General features: G+C 63.9%; 14 protein-coding genes, 1 tRNA gene and 1 pseudogene. 9 read left to right on the forward strand and 7 right to left on the reverse strand.

What is annotated here, in order from left to right:
- Position 1: 1 nt before the first annotated feature.
- The gene (locus tag HALKA_RS0108615; protein ID WP_018257598.1) at positions 2–2,824 is read right to left on the reverse strand and encodes a protein kinase domain-containing protein; all 2,823 of its coding nucleotides are present in this window, start codon (positions 2,822–2,824) and stop codon (positions 2–4) included.
- Positions 2,825–3,119: 295 nt separating this feature from the next.
- Between HALKA_RS0108615 and HALKA_RS0108625 the strand changes: the two genes are divergently transcribed.
- Complete coding sequence (locus tag HALKA_RS0108625; RefSeq protein WP_018257600.1) at positions 3,120–4,262, forward strand: serine/threonine-protein kinase; 1,143 nt, start codon at positions 3,120–3,122, stop codon at positions 4,260–4,262.
- Between the two features lie 67 nt (positions 4,263–4,329).
- Here the strand turns inward: HALKA_RS0108625 and HALKA_RS21615 are convergent, their stop codons facing one another.
- Positions 4,330–4,689, reverse strand: a complete 360-nt coding sequence (locus tag HALKA_RS21615; protein ID WP_018257601.1) for a hypothetical protein — start codon at positions 4,687–4,689, stop codon at positions 4,330–4,332.
- A 36-nt stretch (positions 4,690–4,725) separates the two neighbouring features.
- Positions 4,726–5,609 (reverse strand): IS1595 family transposase gene (locus HALKA_RS20370; RefSeq protein WP_155119388.1). Its coding sequence is split into 2 segments (ribosomal slippage): positions 4,726–5,147 and positions 5,147–5,609, totalling 885 coding nucleotides; the frame shifts between segments, so codons are not numbered across the junction.
- Between the two features lie 127 nt (positions 5,610–5,736).
- Between HALKA_RS20370 and HALKA_RS0108645 the strand changes: the two genes are divergently transcribed.
- Positions 5,737–6,882 carry an ISH3 family transposase gene (locus HALKA_RS0108645; RefSeq protein ID WP_018257604.1) on the forward strand — a complete coding sequence of 382 codons (1,146 nt, stop codon included), beginning with the start codon at positions 5,737–5,739 and terminating at the stop codon, positions 6,880–6,882.
- A gap of 306 nt (positions 6,883–7,188) precedes the next feature.
- The gene (locus HALKA_RS0108650) at positions 7,189–7,506 is read left to right on the forward strand and encodes an RPA12/RPB9/RPC11 RNA polymerase family protein (RefSeq protein WP_018257605.1); all 318 of its coding nucleotides are present in this window, start codon (positions 7,189–7,191) and stop codon (positions 7,504–7,506) included.
- A gap of 74 nt (positions 7,507–7,580) precedes the next feature.
- Here HALKA_RS0108650 and HALKA_RS20375 read toward each other — a convergent pair whose 3' ends face one another.
- Entirely contained in the window at positions 7,581–7,901 is a 321-nt protein-coding gene (locus HALKA_RS20375) for a transcription factor S (RefSeq protein ID WP_080505813.1), read from the reverse strand.
- 167 nt (positions 7,902–8,068) lie between these two features.
- On the opposite strand from HALKA_RS20375, the gene HALKA_RS20935 reads away from it, so the two are divergent.
- Entirely contained in the window at positions 8,069–8,854 is a 786-nt protein-coding gene (locus tag HALKA_RS20935; RefSeq protein WP_155119389.1) for a nucleoid-associated protein, read from the forward strand.
- Here the strand turns inward: HALKA_RS20935 and HALKA_RS0108660 are convergent.
- Positions 8,761–9,706 (reverse strand): annotated as a pseudogene (locus HALKA_RS0108660) (IS1595 family transposase). The gene HALKA_RS20935 and the pseudogene HALKA_RS0108660 overlap by 94 nt on opposite strands.
- A gap of 257 nt (positions 9,707–9,963) precedes the next feature.
- A tRNA-Val gene (locus HALKA_RS0108670) sits at positions 9,964–10,037 on the reverse strand.
- 236 nt (positions 10,038–10,273) lie between these two features.
- Here HALKA_RS0108670 and trpD point away from each other — a divergent pair.
- Genes trpD through trpG form a run of 4 tightly spaced genes read left to right on the forward strand, consistent with a single transcriptional unit; the run spans position 10,274 to position 14,158 of the window.
- Positions 10,274–11,272, forward strand: coding sequence for an anthranilate phosphoribosyltransferase (gene trpD / locus HALKA_RS0108675; protein WP_018257609.1), 999 nt, complete (start codon positions 10,274–10,276; stop codon positions 11,270–11,272).
- Positions 11,269–11,925, forward strand: a complete 657-nt coding sequence (locus HALKA_RS0108680) for a phosphoribosylanthranilate isomerase (protein ID WP_018257610.1) — start codon at positions 11,269–11,271, stop codon at positions 11,923–11,925. Before trpD ends, HALKA_RS0108680 begins: the two co-directional genes overlap by 4 nt.
- Positions 11,922–13,541 (forward strand): anthranilate synthase component I, encoded by a 1,620-nt coding sequence (gene trpE / locus HALKA_RS0108685; RefSeq protein WP_018257611.1) that lies wholly within the window; start codon positions 11,922–11,924, stop codon positions 13,539–13,541. The genes HALKA_RS0108680 and trpE overlap by 4 nt, the downstream gene beginning before the upstream one ends.
- The gene (gene trpG, locus HALKA_RS0108690; RefSeq protein WP_018257612.1) at positions 13,538–14,158 is read left to right on the forward strand and encodes an anthranilate synthase component II; all 621 of its coding nucleotides are present in this window, start codon (positions 13,538–13,540) and stop codon (positions 14,156–14,158) included. The genes trpE and trpG overlap by 4 nt, the downstream gene beginning before the upstream one ends.
- A 107-nt stretch (positions 14,159–14,265) precedes the next feature.
- Here the strand turns inward: trpG and HALKA_RS0108695 are convergent, their stop codons facing one another.
- Positions 14,266–14,448, reverse strand: a complete 183-nt coding sequence (locus tag HALKA_RS0108695; protein ID WP_015762723.1) for a DUF8029 family protein — start codon at positions 14,446–14,448, stop codon at positions 14,266–14,268.
- A 518-nt stretch (positions 14,449–14,966) separates the two neighbouring features.
- Here HALKA_RS0108695 and HALKA_RS0108700 point away from each other — a divergent pair.
- On the forward strand, positions 14,967–18,128 hold the full coding sequence (locus HALKA_RS0108700) for an adenosylcobalamin-dependent ribonucleoside-diphosphate reductase (protein ID WP_018257613.1): 3,162 nt from the start codon (positions 14,967–14,969) through the stop codon (positions 18,126–18,128).
- Positions 18,129–18,306 lie beyond the last annotated feature (178 nt).

An 18,306-nucleotide genomic window follows, 5' to 3' on the forward strand; every position in this document is an offset into this window, starting at 1 on the left:
GCTACAGCTCGTCGAGGTGGGCTCCCAGCCGCGACTGCATCCGTTCGATCGTCTCGAAGCGGCGCTCGGGATCCGTCGCGAGGGCCGTCTCGACGGTGTCGTCGATCCCGTCCGGGAGACCGTCGACTCGCTCGCCCGGCAGTGCGGGCTCGTCGGACAGAACGCTCTGCATCACGTCCATGTCGGAGCCGGTAAAGGGCGGCTCGCCCACGAGCAGCTCGTAGAGGACGACCCCGAGCTGGTAGATGTCCGTCCTGCTGTCGGGCGTCCCGTAGGTGTCGGGGTCGAACTGTTCCGGTGCCGCGTACGTCGCGGTCATCCCGCCGGCAGTCGCGCCGTGCTCGTTCAGCAGTCGGGCGATTCCCCAGTCGGCGACCTTCGGCACGTCCCAGACGCCGTCGGGCGTCGACTCGAAGAGGATGTTCGCGGGTTTGAGATCGAGGTGTGCCATCCCGGTCTGGTCGTGTCGGACCGCGTTCGCGACGCGCTCGCAGATCCACAGCGCCTGGCGGTAGTCACACTCGCCGACTCTGGCCGCCAGCGAGCCCCCGTCCATGTACTCCAGGGCGATCCAGGGGAGGGGCTCGACGTCCCAGTCGACGACGCCGACGACGTGAGCACGGTCCGAGAGTCGGTCCCACTGTCGCGCCTCGCGCTCGAAGGCGGCGATGTCGTCGGCCGTCTGTGTCCCCTCGGTGACGGGCTCTTTGACGGCGACCGTCCGCGACTCCCCGTCGATCTCGACGGTCCCCTCCCGGACGACCGCGTTGCCGCCACGGCCGACGACTCGACCGGTCTCCACCTCGCCGTAGTCCAGCGACAGCGACGGAGCCTGTGTCGGCTGGCCGGTCGGTATCGCCGTCGAAGCGGCCTCGCTGGTGGTCTCAGACCGATCGTCGCGAACCCGGTGACCGGTCGCCTCGGACCGTGCTCCCGCCGGGCGCTCCGAACCGGAGCCCGCGTCGGCCGACGGCTCCGAGTCCGCCTCGGGCGAACCGTCGGGGTCGTAGTCGAGCGTCCCGAGTGCCGCCTGGGCGGCCTCCCGTACGTCGTCGTCGTAGTGCGTGCGGAGTGGCGCGATCCGTGCAGCCGCCGACTCCGCGCCGAGCGCCGCGAGCGCCTCGCAGGCTTCGACGCGGGGACGGGGATAGTAGTCGTCGAGCAGGTCGACGAGCGGATCGCGAGCGACACGCAGATCCGGACCGCTCGCTGCGAGCGCGCCGATCGCCTCGGCCGCCGCCGCTCTGACCGTCTCGCTGACGTGGCCCACACCGGTGACGAGCGTCGAGACGTGATCGTCGGTCACCGCGTCGGGATGGGCCGCGCCGATCCGGCCGAAAGCCCGGAGCGCCCGTTGCTCGACGTGTGAGTCGCCGTCGTCGACGGCCCCGAGAACAGCTGGGAACACGGCGTCGGCCAGTTCCCGATCGGCCGCGCCGATCCGGCCGAGAGCGTGGACGGCGTCCGCACGGACCGAGTCGTGCTCGTCGTCGAGGAGATCGAGGAGGGGCGTCGACCCGGTCGAAGCGATCAGTCCCGACGCGTCCGGCTCGACCAGCGGGCGAACGGCGTCGGGCCGTTCGCTACCCAGCCTGCCGAGCGCGGACGCTGCACTCGACCTGACGCCCCACGACTGGTGATCGAGGTGGGCGACAATCTCGACCAGCCCGCCGACGACCAGGTCCGGACAGTGCTCTGCCAGCCGGCCCAGCTCGCTCAGCACCGTGCTCTTCCGGAAATCCGCCGCCGACTCCAGAGCCCCGAGGTGCGCGCGGGTCGCGCGCTCGGCCGCCTCGGCCAGTCGCGACTCCAGCGGCGAGAGGGCGCTCACGACCGCGCGTCGTATCTTCGGGTCGGGATCGTCGGCGGCGGCAACGAGGTCGTCGGCGACGCGGTCGAGGACGGCCGGCTCCGTCTCGCCGAGGGTCCCGAACAGGCCGATCGCCTGTCTCCGAACCATCGTCTCGTCGTCGGTCAGGAGCAGCGTGAGCCGGTCTGTGTGGTGATCGAGAAGCGCCGGGCGCTCCTCGGCGATCGTCTCGAGCGCGCTGACGACGTGCCAGCGGTCCGCCTCGTGGGCGGCACTGTCGACGCCGGTCCGGTTCGTCGCCTCGACCAGCGGCTCGACGAGCGTCAACCCCGCGTCCGAGCGGCAGGTCACGAGGTTCCGCACACCGTACACCACGCCTTTATTCGGGAGCGACCCGCGGTCGAGTTCGCGCTCGAACCGTTCTATGATCCGTGCGCGCACCTGATCGTCTGTGCCCGCGATCGTCCCCAGCGCCTTCCCGGCGGCCTCACAGAGCAGGCCGACATCGTCCTCGGCCGGTTCCAGACAGTCGAGCAGCGTCGGGACCGTCTCCCGGACTTCCTGGGGAAAGAGGTCGTAGATCGCCGCGAGTGCGGCCGCCCGTTTCGAGCGGACGAGCTCTTCGTTTTCGGTGTCGGCCAGCGTTCGGTGGTACTGGCCGACAGGGTCGGCCTGCGCGACCGGCGTCCGGTCGAACTGGGGATCGGCCGCCGCGACTCGTGTGCGATCGAACTCCGCGATCGCGGCCACCAGTTCCGGACGGCGGATCCCGTCGGTGTGGACGACCGCGTCGATCAGCGGTTGTACCAGCGGTGCCATCGCCTCTGCGTCCCGTGCCGTCGCCTCCCTGACCAGTTGCGCCGTGACGTGGACGACGCCGTGGTTGTCCGACAGCAGCAACTCCTCGATGCGCGACCGGTCGGCCTCGGTGTAGGCGGCCGGGTCGTCGGGCAGCGTCGCGAGGAACGCCCGGGCCTCGTCGAGTTGGACTTCGTCCTCGTCGGTGTCGCTCACGAGTTACACCTCTGCTCGCCCGCCACCGTTCGACGGCCGCCGAACGGCTCACTCCTCGGTGACATCGAGCACCCTATCCACGGTGAGGACGACGATCCCGACGAACCTCCGGGCCTCGATATCTTCGAAGTTAGCGACCATGGTGTGAGTAACCAGTGGACGATGTTAAAACCAGAACTATCCACGAAGCGGAAGAGTTGAGACGCTGGCCCGGAAAGGGTGGGGACGACAGAATGGTCGCAACGTCGTTCGGAACAGGCCTCGTCGGAACCGCCGGTTTCCATCGGAGCACGCGATGACTGACGACGAGCCGCCGCGGTTCGTGACGACGACAGAACAGTTCTCGACGGATTTCGAGACGACGACGGTCGAGTCCGAGCCGGTGCTCGTCCACAGCCTGGAGGGGGAAGGAGGCCGGGCGGTCGTCGGGGTCTACTCGACCGAAATCTACGAGGGCGAGTGTCACCTGGCGGTCGGGATCGACGTGACAGCCGCACGGCAGACAGCCGAACCACAGAAGTCAGACACCGCAGCGAACGACGAGCCCGACACCCCGATTTCGGTCGCCAGACCCGCAGAGAGGGTGCCCGAGCCGGTCGAGCCGTCGCTGCCCGAGTCGGTCACCTACAGCGAGCTGACGATCGGCGAGCGCATCGGCGACGGCGGATTCGCCGAGGTCAGGGCCGCGACAGTCGAGTCCACACCGGACGCGGCGCTCGCGGTCAAGCGCCTGTCCGACGAGGGGACGCTGACCGGAGCGACGATCGACCGGTTCGTCGAAGCGGCGAAGCTGTGGGCCGAGTGTGACGACCACCGCCACGTCGTGAGCGTCGTCGACTGGGGGAAGGTTCCCCGGCCCTGGATCGCGATGGAGCGTCTGACCGGCGGCGACCTGCGCCAGCGCCTCCGCGACGCCGACGACGGGCTCGCGATCGACGAGGGGCTGTGGATCGCGAGCGTGCTGGCCGAGACCCTCGCCGACGTACACCACCTCGGGGTCCGGCACTTCGATCTCCGGGCCGAAAACGTCCTCTTCGCCCCGACGCCGGAGGCGGCGTGGGACCTCCCCAAAATCGGCGACTGGGGCGTCGCGAAGACACAGCGCGGCGGCGGCGATCCGGCAGCGCTCGATCCGCGATACGCCGCCCCCGAGCAGTTCGAGTCCGACCGGGCACTCGACCACCGGACGGACATCTATCAGCTCGGCGCGGTGCTCTACGAACTGCTGACCGGACGGGTGCCGACGGCGACGGGAGCCGAGGGCGAGTCGGTCGCCGAGCGGTCGCTGCCGACGCCGCCGTCGGAGCTGCGCCCCGAACTGCCGTCGTCGGTCGACAAGGTCGTACAGACCGCGCTCGCACCGGCCCCCTCGGAGCGGTACAGTCGAGCGGTCTACCTCGCCGACGCGCTGGACGATCTCGTCGACGACACGCCGTAGCAGCCGTGGAAAGCGATGTCGCTGCCCCGTGGTGGGGAATACACGAACGAGAGGACAGCCGCCAGTATTAGAGCCAGCCACCGCCGTCGTCATCGTCGTCAGTGTATTTGTCGCGCTCGGGTTCGTCCCCCTGACTCCACAGATCTCCGTCCGCTTCGTCTGCACCGGTTTCCTCGTCGTCGTCCGCTGTCTCTGCTTCGTCGAGTTCGTCTAGCCAGTCGGCGTCCTCGTCCTCGATTTCGGCGTAGGTACGGACCAGCCCACACTCCGGACAGAGCCGGGCTTCGAGCCGGTGTGACCCTCGCAAACCGAGCGAGCCCAGGAACCCCTCGTGCTGGTCTTCGGTCCGGACGCGGACGTTGTTTCCCCCGGCAGACAGCTGAGCCGGTTCCATGGTCACGCCACAGTCCGGGCACTGTCGTTCCATGAGACAGTCTTGTGCAGCGAAGGTTTATTGTTTCGCTCATCCCGATACATTGTAACACAGCAGTTTCTCGAACCAGTCGTCCGGTGAGTTGAGTTTCAGTGCGAGAAATCCGAGGTATTTTTGGAGATGATGCTTCGAGATGCCTCTGAACTTCGCTAGCCACTGGCGAAGGAAGCTGTGGCGGTTCTCGCAGGTGTTTGTGTGGGCGTCACCGATGACGTAGGTGTCGGAGTGGGTGACGGCCAGATGGCCGTCCACCCCCTCCGTCTCCTCGATGTCCTCATAGATCGTGTAGCCGTCGGTACAGAGGATGACGCTTCCATCTCCGTACTCAGAGATGTCCTCGTCAGCTTCTTGCAGATCCTTACAGACGAGAAATCGCACTCGTCCGTCGGAGCGACGGACGAGTGTCAACACTAGTGGTTTGTCTGATTCGAAAGTTCCGCGCCCCTTTTTGAGAGTCCGCGCTCGCGCGGACTCCCATCCTCATCTTCGAGTCCTTTCTCACCAGCCGTGACGTAGACCTCGTCAGCTTCGCACACGTCGTAGAGGTCGAATTCGTCGATATTACCACTCACTTCCTGCACTTTGTGAACGTAGTTGAGAACAGCCTCGTAGTCTCGATCGAGGTCACGAGCGATCTGAGCGGTCGGCTCAGATCGCATCTCCTTGACGATATAGAACATCTCTTCGAGACCGAAGCGATGCTGGCCGAAGATCGTCTTTGTGAGGTCGTTGAAGTAGGTTTCGCAGGATTTGCACCAGTACTGCTGAGCGTCCTTACCGGTCGTTCCTCGGTCGACAACCGCGTCACTCTCGCAGTGAACACACGTCACCGTCTCGCCGAACCGGGCGAGACGGAGACGCTCGAAGCATCGCTCACGCGGTGGAAGGAACACTTGAGCTGACTGCTCGTCCATCGTTGGCTGCTACTGAGTCGCCAGCAGAATTGATGTTACGATCTATCGAGATGAGCGAAGAACAAACGCTCTTACGCAGACTCAGTCGATCACATCGGGTTAGAGGAAGTGTCTGCTTGGATGCGGTGTGAAGCCTACCCAAGCAGACAGCGAGATAGAGGAAGAGCACCTGCTTAATTTTGTCGTCAACAGCCTCGACGAGGAGCTTGCGTTAGATCTCGGCGAAGACGTTGAGGTCACGACGGAGACGTTGTACGAGGTCCTCGCCGGCGCCAGCGCCGGCGGGACCTCGATCAACCACGTCTGCGAAACGACTGACGACTCGCCGCACGCCAATACCGTCCGTGGATATCTCACCGATCAGTTCGACCTTGACTCTGTTGAGGCGGTCGGAGACACGCTCCTGCAACGGGATGCTCTTGAAACACTGCCGGATCGATCGGTGGAGGTCGTCGCCGACCTCCACCTCGATCCCTACTACGGCGACGAAGATGAGACAGAGGCGTTGTACTCGTCTCAAGCGAAACGCGGAACAACGACGTTTCACGCCTATGCAACGCTCTATGCGCGGGTACGCAACAAACGGTACACGCTGGCGGTTCGCCAGCTGGTCGCTGGCGACACCACCAGCGATGTCCTCGCCGAGTTTCTCGAACTCCTCGACGGCCTTGACCTCGGCGTCAAGGCCGTCTACCTGGATCGCGGATTCTACAATAGCACCTGTCTCAGCCTGCTGTACGCGCACAACTACGCTTTCGCCATGCCGATTGTCAAGTGGGGTGAGACGATTCAGAACGAACTTAGCAGCGGCTGGAGCCGCGAGATCGAACACGATCTCGCCGGCACGGTGACGTTCCCTGTGTTCATCGACTGCGTCTACCAGCAAGGACGATACGACGAACACGGGGTGGCGCGTCACGGCTACGCCGCTGACGCGCCGTTTATCGACACACCACGAGATGCACGAGAGCACTACAGCAAGCGCTTCGGCATCGAATCGAGCTACCGATTAGCCAAGCAGAGCCTCGCGTTCACCAGTTCTCAGGATGCTGGTCTGCGACTGGTGATGTTTGTGGTGAGCCTGCTGCTCCAGAACAGCTGGCGGTATCTCCACTGGAGGTACGTGGCGGCGCCCCGCCGCGGGGGGCGCCGCCTCTGGCAGTGGTCATTCACGGAATTCTGTGAGATGGTGCTGCGAGCAGCCTGGACAGCGCTCGGTGTGTGCAGGACAGTTCCAGCAAACCAACCACTCGACGACCGGTTCTTCCGGTAGCTGTCCGCCGATCAGGACAGTGGTCGTGAGTGGCAACACCGTCGCGTCGGCGGCGATTTGCCGCCGACAGCGACTCCGAATTACCGAGACTCTCCGTCTGTGTCATTTTGAGAACTAACTACGCATCGAAAACGCAGATTCACGCTCTAATGGAGCGATTAGAGAGTTCTTGATGTGATCGACTGAGTCTATATCCGTTCGAAGCGAGAAGTGATACGGACGGTTGTAGGCGTTTACCTAGTCGACCGCACGACGGCGTGCGGTCGATCTGGTAAAGATCTACAACTTTCCGTATGAAGGGGTACAATGCAGTTCTGCGACGACTGCGGTTCGATGATGCACGCGGACGGCGACGAGATGGTCTGCAAGTCCTGTGGCAGTCGCGTCCAGAAGGACGCCGACCGGGCCGCCGAGTTCGTGAGCACCGCCGCACAGAGCGACGACGACGTGATCGAGACCGAGGAGGGTGCGAACTTCGAGGGCAAGCCGACTGCCGAGGACGTGACCTGCGCGGACTGTGGCCACGGCAAAGCCTGGTACACGATCAAACAGACCGGCTCGGCCGACGAGCCGCCGACGCGCTTTTTCAAGTGCCAAGAACGCAATAGCGTAGCATATTCGTAAACAAATTCAAAGCTGGCTACTCTGGTTTGAGGAATTGAATCGGAATTTGAAACGGTCGAATTCAGAAGGTTGAGTCAGTTGTAGTCTCGCCACCGATTCCCACACTCAGTACATTTGAAAAATCGAGTTGGTGGCTCATCAGCAGACCCTGTTTGCTTGATTGTGTACCATGCCTTCCCGTTACCGCACTCATCGCAATGTACACTCTCATCAGTTGGCTTGCCCTCGAAATTCGCATCTTCTGAAGTCTCAATGAGTTCGTCACCTGTCTGCTCGGTCGTACTGATGAAGTCTTCTGAATCACCTTTTTGCTCCGCCTTGTAACCACAATTCGAGCAGACCATCACGCCATCTTGCTTTTTTATCATGGATCCGCACTCATCGCAGAATTGCATCTTAGGCTGGCATATACGACTGTCGGATATAGGTGTTAAGTTTGGATGCGTGAAGCTGAGGCTGCCAAGGATTAGTTTGCTGTTGAGTTTTCAAGATAACACAAGGAATATAAGCATTGTAGTTGATATGAGGAACATCCTAAGAGCAATCAGCAAGAAGACGACATATGGTCATTAATATCAACGCAGTTGCTTTCTCGCCTGTATCAAACGGAATTGAATCTGGAGATGACGATGATTGGGTGGTAAGCACTCGAACCGTCGACATTGATGACCGAGTCATGGGAATCTTCGTTGGATATCTAAGCCGAGTGATCAATAAAGAGGACACTGGGAAGGTTACCGTAGGACACTTTTCTGATGGTAGTTCCGATGGAGATGATGTAGGGAATCAAACTCAGGAACGCTTAGAGAGAATTCTGGAGTTGGATGTGGATGGTGAAGATGGTTCTGACTCTGTGGAGTTCGAGGAAATATCTGAATCTCTCAAGAACCGACCCATATCTCACATGGATCGTCGAACCTCCAGAGGCTACTTATTCATAATACAGGCAGTCAACGACGACGAACCATTTGTTGGTATCCTCAAGTTGGATGTCGTAGAGAGCGAGGAACGACCTATATTGGATCGAGACACCAGACAGTTGGAGTATGAAGAGATCGAGAACGCATTCCCTCCCACAGAAGATCTCCAAAAAGGCTGTACGTATCCTATATTTGACCCTCTTGACGACGACAATGTATTCAATCTGGATGGAGATGTGAAATTCCTCCAAGAAGACACCAACTCCGACTACTTTGAAGAGTTCATGGGGTGTGTCACCAGCAGCGGGAGTCGAGAGCAAAGCCAAACTCGCTCTTACGCAGACTGGCGAAAAATATCGGCAGCGAAGCAGTCAACGAGTCCGTGGATTGGTGCGCCAGCGAGATTCAATGACCGCAGGAAGCCGTAGGTACGAGCGGCCTGTTCCAAGCCCTGCTTGGACAGGCCGCGGAATTTCTCGATCCACGGTTGCAACAACGACCAGAGACACTCAGCTTGGTTGGTGTGAACACCCGCATCTGAGACGTATGCTTCGTCGTGAACCACCGTTCTGTGGTCGTGCTCCATCTGTTGATACGGCGGGTACTCATCCGTCCAGACCTCTCCCAGTCGCTGGGAGAGGTCTTCAGCTTCTTCGATCACTGGCTTGAGTTCGTCCTTGAACTTCGTTCCTTCCTCAGCAGAAACCACGCGAAGCACGTCGCGGCAGGCCGCGACGAGCGTCAGTTCATCACCCTGCTCACCGCTCCAGCGTGTGCGACCGCCCTCTGGCGACCCGCCGCGGGACAGACCGTCCCGCGGTGGGTCGCGTCCCTTGTACCCAGAGCAGACCTGCTGGGTTTCATCGACCTGCGTTGGCCCGTCGAGAGTGTGATCGATGCGATCCCAGACGACGGGGAAGCCGCGCTGGAACGCGGCTTCCACGTCACGAATCGCCGAGTGAATCGTGTTGTACGCCCGATCAAGTAGGGAGCAATTTGATGATGCTGAGCAACGAATCAGCGTAGAGGACGAAGGCGACGAGGAACTCGCCGGGGGCGAGTTCCGCGTCGTAGAACGGTGTACCGAACGTGTAGGTACTCATGAAGCCGCAGCCACGGCACCAGATACGGTCGAGATCGTCGTAGGTTCGGATGGTTGTCGCGCCACAATCAGGACAGGGTGCCTGTTCCCAGATGGTCTTGAGACGCCGCTCGACGATGGCGTCGAGCGGCTCGGGCCGAAACTCCAAAGCGCCAAGCGATACAAGTTGCTGAAGCATCCCGCCGAATGCTGGTTGTTTGGTCACAGCTGATAGCAGGAGACGGGATGCTTTCCATACAACGGAGTCTTTTCGCTAGCTTGAGCAAGAGCGACCGAAGAATTCGAGAATATAGAAACCGTACGCACCGCGTATGGGTTGGGGCGGATTTGAACCGCGCCGAGACTCGCGATGCTCGTCTCGTCTGCTTCCAATCCGTGTCACTAATTTCGCCGACACAGACCGCTCGCTCCGCTCACGGTTTGTGTCGTCAAAAATGGGTTGGGGCGGATTTGAACCGCCGGCCTCCTCCATGTCAAGGAGGTGTCATAACCAACTAGACCACCAACCCGCGTTGGCTTCTATCTACACTCACCCGTTGCAGAGGGGTATAATTGAATGTTTCGAAACCGAATCCCAGTGCCGTCTGTGGGTTGTGGGCACGGTTCAGTCGAGCGCGATTCGAGCGACACGACGTGTCCACTCGGGCGATGTCCCGATTCCGAACCTGTCACGTGGTCCCGACAGCCTTATTTGGATGTACGAGGTTGTACATTACAACACGAAAGAGTTCATTGGTGACCCACAATGCAGGAATACATCGAACGCGTGACCGAGGGAGAGGATCTGACACAGGACGAGGCTCGCGAGGCAGCGACGGCGGTATTCGAGGACGCCACGGCGGCCCAGATCGGGGCGCTGCTGGCGGGTCTGCGAGCGAAAGGGGAGACCGAAGCGGAGATCGCCGGCTTCGCCGAGGGGATGCGCGACGCCGCGCGGACGATCGACCCCGACCGGCGGCCGCTGGTCGACACCTGTGGCACCGGCGGCGACGACTACGACACGATCAACGTCTCGACGACGAGCACGATGGTCGCCGCGGGTGCCGGCGTCCCGATCGCCAAGCACGGCAACTACTCCGTCTCCTCCTCGTCGGGGAGTGCGGACGTGCTGGAGGTGGCCGGCGTCGATGTGGAGGCCGAACCGCCACAGGTCGAGCAGGCCATCGAGGATGACGGGATCGGGTTCATGCTCGCGCCCGTCTTCCACCCGGCGATGAAGGCCGTCATCGGCCCGCGCAAGGAACTCGGCATGCGGACCATCTTCAACATCCTCGGACCGCTGACCAACCCCGCCGGTGCGGACGCACAGGTGCTCGGCGTCTACGATCCGGCCCTCGTGTCGACGATCGCGGAGGCGCTGGCTCGGATGGACGTCGAGCGAGCGATGGTCGTCCACGGATCGGGCCTCGACGAGATCGCGATCCACGGAGAGACCGTCGTCGCAGAGGTCACCGGTTCCGAGATCGAGGAGTACACGCTCGTCCCGGAAGACATCGGACTGACGACGGCCGACATCGAAGACGTGGCCGGCGGCACGCCCGAAGAAAACGCCGAGGACCTGCGAGGGATCGTCGAGGGGACCGTCACCGGACCGAAACAGGACATCATCCTCGCGAACGCGGGCGCGGCGATCTACGTCGCCGGTGAGGCCGACAGCCACGAGGCCGGCGTCGAGGCGGCTCGCGAGGCGATCGAGTCCGGCGACGCCGCCCGGAAGTTCGACGAGCTCAGAGGCGAGGCATGACGCGGGTCAAGGTCTGTGGAATCACTCGTCGCGAGGACCGCGAGGCCGTCGTCGCCGCGGGCGCAGACGCGATTGGTGTCATCAACGGCGTCAGCGTGGACACGCCCCGCGAGGTCGACGACGAGACCGCGGCCGCGCTCGTGGCCGGCGTGCCACCGCTCGTGACGAGCGTGCTGGTGACGATGCCCGAGGCCGTCCAGTCCGTGGCCCGCCGCGTCGAGACCGTCCAGCCAGACGTGGTGCAGGTCCACGACGGGTTGACCCCGACACAGCTGGGCGCGCTCCGACGGCGCGTCGACGCGAAGCTGGTGGCCGTCGTCGACGCCGAACACGCCGAGATCGAGGCGTACGCCGACGCCGCGGACGCCCTCCTCGTGGACTCGGTCGACGCCGAGGGCGGCGGCGGCACCGGCGAGACCCACGACTGGGATCGGACGCGCGAGATCGTCGACACGCTGGACGCGCCGGTCGTCCTCGCGGGGGGCCTCACCCCCGAGAACGTGGCCGACGCCGTCGGGACGGTCCGGCCGTTCGGCGTCGACGTGGCCTCCGGAGTGGAGGCCGAAGGCGGCGTGAAGGACCACGACGCGGTCAGGGCGTTCGTCCGGCAGGCGAAGCGCGCCGACGCCGCGGCCGTGGAGGCGGGACAGTGACCCTCGATATCGACCGCGAGACGTTCGTCGACCGAGCGACCGCCGACGGACCGGTCTCGGTGCGAGCGGTCGCGGAGCTGTCGGCCGACGTGGAGCCGCTGGCGGCCTACGCCGCGCTGACCGGCCGGACCACGGACGGTGCCCCCGGAAAAGGCGGCCACACGTTCCTGCTCGAAAGCGCGGAGAAGGTCGCCTCCAGCGACCCAGACGGCGCGTTCGCACCGGTGACCGACGATCGCCACGCCCGCTACTCGTTCGTCGGCTACGACGCCGACGCGGTGATCACGGTCGACGACGCGACCAGCGTCGAGGTCTTCGACGACCGGATCGCCGACCTCGTGACGACCGACGGGGGCGACGTGGTAGACGATCTCCGGGCGGCCATGCCGGACGTGGAGCTGCGGGGCTTCCCGGACCACGATCGCCAACACCTCGACGGCGGCCTCGTCGGCTTCCTGGCCTACGACGCCGTCTACGACCTCTGGCTCGACGAGGTCGGACTCGACCGGCCGGACTCTCGCTTCCCCGACGCGCAGTTCGCGTTGACGACGACGACGCTGCGCTTCGACCACGTCGAGGAGACGGCCGCGCTCGTGTTCACCCCGATCGTCCGACCCGGTGACGATCCCCGCGCACGCTACGACGCGCTCCTCGACGAGGTCGAGCGGGTCGAGGCCGTCCTCGACGGAGCCACGGACCTCGAGACCGGCAACTTCGTCCCCGCCCACGAGGAGGCCGGGCCGCGCGACGAGTACGAAGACGCCGTCGAGCACGCCAAGGAGTCCGTTCTCAGCGGCGACATCTACCAGGGCGTCATCTCGCGCAAGCGGGAACTGTACGGTGAGATGGACCCGCTGTCGCTGTACGAGTCGCTGCGGGCGGTCAACCCGTCGCCGTACATGTACCTGCTCGACTACGACGGGCTGAGCATCGTCGGCGCGAGCCCCGAGACGCTCGTCTCCGTGGCCGACGACCGGATCGTCTCGAACCCGATCGCGGGGACCTGTCCGCGCGGGACCAGTCCCGTCGAGGACCGCCGCCTCGCGGGCGAGATGCTCGCCGACGACAAGGAGCGAGCCGAGCACACGATGCTGGTCGACCTCGCGCGCAACGACGTGCGCCGGGTCGCAGAGCCCGGGAGCGTCCGCGTCGAGGAGTTCATGAACGTCCTCAAGTACAGCCACGTCCAGCACATCGAATCGACCGTGACCGGCACGCTCGACGAGGGAGCGGACGCCTTCGACGCCGCGCGCGCCACGTTTCCGGCGGGGACGCTCTCGGGTGCGCCCAAGATCCGGGCCATGGAGATCATCGACGAACTGGAGCGGTCGCCACGCGGGGTCTACGGCGGCGGCGTCGGTTACTTCTCCTGGACCGGCGACACGGACTTCGCGATCGTGATCCGGTCGGCGACGGTCGAGGACTGTGATACCCCAGCAGGCGTCGATGGCGACCGGACCCAGCGCACGACCGTGCAGGCCGGTGCGGGTGTCGTCGCCGACTCCGTTCCCGGGTCGGAGTACGAGGAGACCGAGGACAAGATGGGCGGCGTGCTGGACGCCGTAGAGCGCATCCGAGCGCCCGCGGCCGACGCGAACGAGGAGGTGTCCCGATGAGCGGCGACGAGGCGGCCGACGACGACCGGCCGCTCGTGCTCTTTATCGACAACTTCGACTCCTTTACTTACAACCTCGTCGAGTACGTCTCGGAACACGCCGACACCGAGGTCCTGCGCAACACCGCGACGCTCGCCGAGGTGCGGGCCGTCGACCCGGACGCCATCATCATTTCCCCCGGTCCGGGCCACCCGAAGAACGACCGCGACGTGGGCGTCACGATGGACGTGCTACGAGAAGTCAGCCCCGAAGTCCCGACGCTCGGCGTCTGTCTGGGGCTGGAGGCCGCCGTCTACGAGTACGGCGGAACGGTCGGCCGCGCGCCCGAACCGATCCACGGGAAGGCGTTCCCGATCGACCACGACGGCCAGGGCGTCTTCGCCGGACTCGAGCAGGGGTTCCAGGCCGGTCGCTACCACTCGCTGATCGCCGACGAGGTGCCCGACTGCTTCGACGTGACGGCCACGACCGGCGTGGCGACCGACGACGGGACGGTCGAACTAGTGATGGGCGTCCGCCACCGCGAGTACCCCATCGAGGCGGTCCAGTTCCATCCCGAGTCGGTGCTGACCGCAGTCGGCCACGACCTCATCGAGAACTTTCTCGACGGCCTCTGAACCTGGCGGCGTCTGTCGACTCGATCATACGGAAAGTTGTAGGTCTTTACCAGATCGACCGCACGCCGTCGTGCGGTCGACTGGGTAAGCGCCTACAACCGTCCGTATCAGAGCACGGAGATGCCGAACAGTCCGAGCAGGTAGAGCACGCCGACGGCGACCGCGGCGAGAACGACCAGTCGCCACGCGAACTTGAGGACGATCCGCCCGATCAAGATCACGACAGCCAGCGCGGCGAGGCCGACCAGCAGGGCGGGGATCGTTCCGAACCCGCCGATAGTCAGGAGCATACTGGCCCATCGGCATATGCTTTGTCGCCGTGCTCGCTGGCCGCGCCGTCGCGCCGGGACACGGCGAACGTATCAGAAACAAAAAATGCAAGACTGAACGACGACGGCGCGGCGCGATCGACCGGCGGACCTCGCCGGCCGTCCGCGGAATCTCCAGTCGAAACCCCCGACCATTTCGACTGAAATTTCGGCTCTCGTCTGGTGGTTTCTGGGAACCGTTTTTCACTTTCACTCCGGTCTCGCTCCATTAATATGCTATCGGCGTTTGCTATGTACCGTACAGCGAATCGCGTGCGCTGCCCGCTGGATCGTGGCTGATATTACCCACCAGTGATATTTCGCATAGCGTCGAAACCACCCGGCGGTCTGTCTCCCGTCGCGTGCCTACGGGGACACGTATCGCTGGGTATTTAACAGTCCGTACAAACACAACCGTCGTTACGAATGAGAGGATCTACACGCACTATCGAGAGGGGTATCGCCCGACAGACGGCCACTGTCGGCAGGAGGACCGAGGAATGAGCGACGCAGGTGCAGGTGCCGACGAGGTACAGCTGCCGATCAAGCGGACGACCGGCGACACGCTCGAAGACCGACTCACTGGCAACGCCTACCACAACATTCTGCCCGCCCGCTATCTCCGCAAGGACGCCGACGGCGAACTGATCGAACAGCAGGAGGATCTGTTCGATCGGGTCGGGACAAACGTCGCCCTGGCCGAAGCCGTCTTCGAAGCCGACAAACGGGGCGTCGACGTGACGGTCACCCCGGACCAGCTCAAACCCGATCACCCGCGGCGCGACGAACTCGCCGGGGAAGTGTTCGGCAAGGGAACCACCGTCGGCGACGACGCCGAGACCGAGCTGTCGGTGTACAACGTCAACAAGTTCGCGTACGACACCGTCGTCCCCGAACTGCCCGACGAGCTACGAGACCACGTCGAGAACGTGGCCGGCGAGTTCCAGGACGCGATGGAGAACCTGTCGTTCATGCCGAACTCGCCGACGCTGATGAACGCCGGTGACGAACTCCAGCAGCTCTCGGCCTGTTTCGTCGACTCGCCCGACGACGACATCGACGACATCCACCAGACCGCCAAGGAGGCCGCACAGGTCTTCCAGTCGGGCGGTGGCATGGGCTATGCCTTCTGGCAACTGCGGCCGTACGGCGATCAGGTCGGCTCGACCGGCGGCATCGCTTCGGGCCCGATCACGTTCATGCGCACGTACGACCAGATGTGCGAGACGATCGCACAGGGTGGTGCCCGCCGTGGCGCTCAGATGGGCGTCATGCGGGTCTCGCACCCGGACGTCATCCAGTTCATCCACGCCAAGAACAAGGACGTCTCGCTGGCCGAGACCCTGCGACTGAACGACCCCGACGACTTCACGCACAACTCCTTCGCCGAGGCCCTGGAGGAGGCCCGCGAACTCATCGACGAGGGCGGCAAAGTCCCGAAGCACCTCCGCAACGCCGTCGAGGGTCACCTCTCGAACTTCAACATCTCCGTCGGCATCACCGACGACTTCATGGACGCACTGGAGAACGGCGAGGAGTTCACGTTCACCAACCCGCGGACGAACGAGCCCCACGTCGCCACCGAGGAGACCCAGGAGCTGTACGAGATGTTCGACCTCGGCGAGTACGTCGAGGCCGGCGAAGTGCTGTCGATCCCCGCCGAGGAGCTCTGGGAGCGCATCATCGGCGGCGCACACGAGAACGGCGAACCGGGCGTGATCTACCTCGAACGCGTCAACAAGCAACACTCCTTCGACGTGGAGGAACACCCCGACCACCGCATCCTCGCGACGAATCCCTGCGGGGAGCAGCCGCTGGAGGAGTACGAGGCCTGTAACCTCGGACACATCAACCTCTCGACGCTGGCCGACCAGGACGCCCCCGACTGGCGTGTCTGGTCCGACGCCCACGCCGACGAGTACGACGCGCTCGAAGACGCCGTCGATGCCTTCCTCGACGACGCGCTGGACAACGAGGAGTTCCAGCGCCGCATCGAGCTGGGCACGCGCTTCCTCGAAAACGTCGTCACGATGTCGGACTTCCCGGTCGAGAAAATCGAGGAGAAGGTCCGAGAGATGCGCAAGATCGGGCTGGGCATCATGGGACTGGCCCAGCTGTACATCCAGCTCGGGGTCAAGTACGGCTCCGAGGAGGGCGACGAGATCGCCCGCCAGATCATGCGCCAGATCAACCACGGCTCGAAGTGGGCCAGCCACGAACTCGCGGAGGATCGGGGGACCTTCGACGAGTGGGACAACTCCAAGTACGCGGACCCGACGGCCTACCGCGAGTGGTTCGAGTCCCAGACCGGCCTCGACGCCGACGAGTGGGCCGACGGCTTCCCGATCCGCAACCACAACACCACCACGATCGCGCCGACGGGCACCACCTCGATGGTGGGCAACACCACCGGCGGCTGTGAGCCGATCTACAACGTCGCCTACTACAAGAACGTCTCCGACGACGTGCAAGGCGACGAGATGCTCGTCGAGTTCGACGACTACTTCCTGCGCGTGCTGGAGGAGAACGGCATCGACGTCGATGCCGTCAAGGAGGAGGCCCAAGAGCAGATGGCCGACAACGCCTTCGACGGCGTCGACGGCCTGACGACGGTGCCCGACGCAATCGGCGAGCTGTTCGTCACGACCGGCGACCTCACGCCGAAAGAACACGCCGGCATCCAGTGTGCCTGCCAGCAGGGCGTCGACTCCGCGATCTCGAAGACGGTCAACGCGCCAAACGACTCCACGACCGAGGACGCCCGGGAAGTGTTCGAGTACATCTACGAGCACGGCGGCAAGGGCGTCACCTACTACCGCGACGGCACCCGCAGCAAGCAGGTGCTGACGACGCGGGCCCAGAACACCGAGTTCGCAGACATGGACGAGGGCGAGATCGTCGCCCAGATCGAGGAGGTCTTCGACGGCATCGAGGGCTTCCTCGAACACGAGGCCGTCCAAGACGCACTCGATCAGCAGGTCGAGTCGCTGCTGGAAGTGGCCGACGGCGAGCAGCCCGAGACCAGCCCGTTCGCCGAGAAGCAGAGCCGACCGGACGTGCTCCACGGCGTCACCCAGCGCATCGACACCGGCTACGGGAAGCTGTACGTCAACATCAACGAGGACCCCGAGCGGGAACGGCCCTTCGAGCTGTTCGCCAACATCGGGAACTCCGGCGGCTTTACGGCCTCCTTCACCGAGGCCCTGGCCAAGACCATCTCGACGGCGCTCCGTTCGGGCGTCGATCCCAAGGAGATCGCAGACGAACTGCAGGGCATCCGCTCGCCCAAGGTCGCCTGGGACAAGGGCGAACAGATCCAGTCGATCCCCGACGCCATCGGCACGGCGATGCGTCGCTATCTCGACGACGAGATCGACAAGGCGTACCCGGACCAGGCCACGCTCGAACAGACCGCCGAAGACGAGGCGGGCAGTGCGGATCCGAACGTGCCCGAGACCGACGGCGGTGCCGTCACCCCCGACAGTTCGGCCACGGACGCGGCGGGCACAGAACCGTCGTCGCCGGGCGAGGCCACCGACGCCGACCAGCAGGAACTGATCGACGCGGGCGAGAATCCGGAGTGTCCGGAGTGTAGCTCGCTGTCGCTGTACTACTCCGAAGGCTGCAAGACCTGCGAGTCCTGTGGCTGGTCGGAGTGTTGAGGATCTGACTGCGGATCTCTGTGGCCGACCGTCGGCCACACCCGGGGCCAAGAGCGTGTGACACTCTCGGTTCACGACGTTGCCGTTCTTTTTCGATCGAGGCGACTGGCTGACTGTTTACACGACGCTGATACACAACTGGCCGGTTCCTGAACACACACCCGAAAGCACGATTAAC

The organism is Halomicrobium katesii DSM 19301 (assembly GCF_000379085.1).
Lineage (GTDB): Archaea > Halobacteriota > Halobacteria > Halobacteriales > Haloarculaceae > Halomicrobium > Halomicrobium katesii.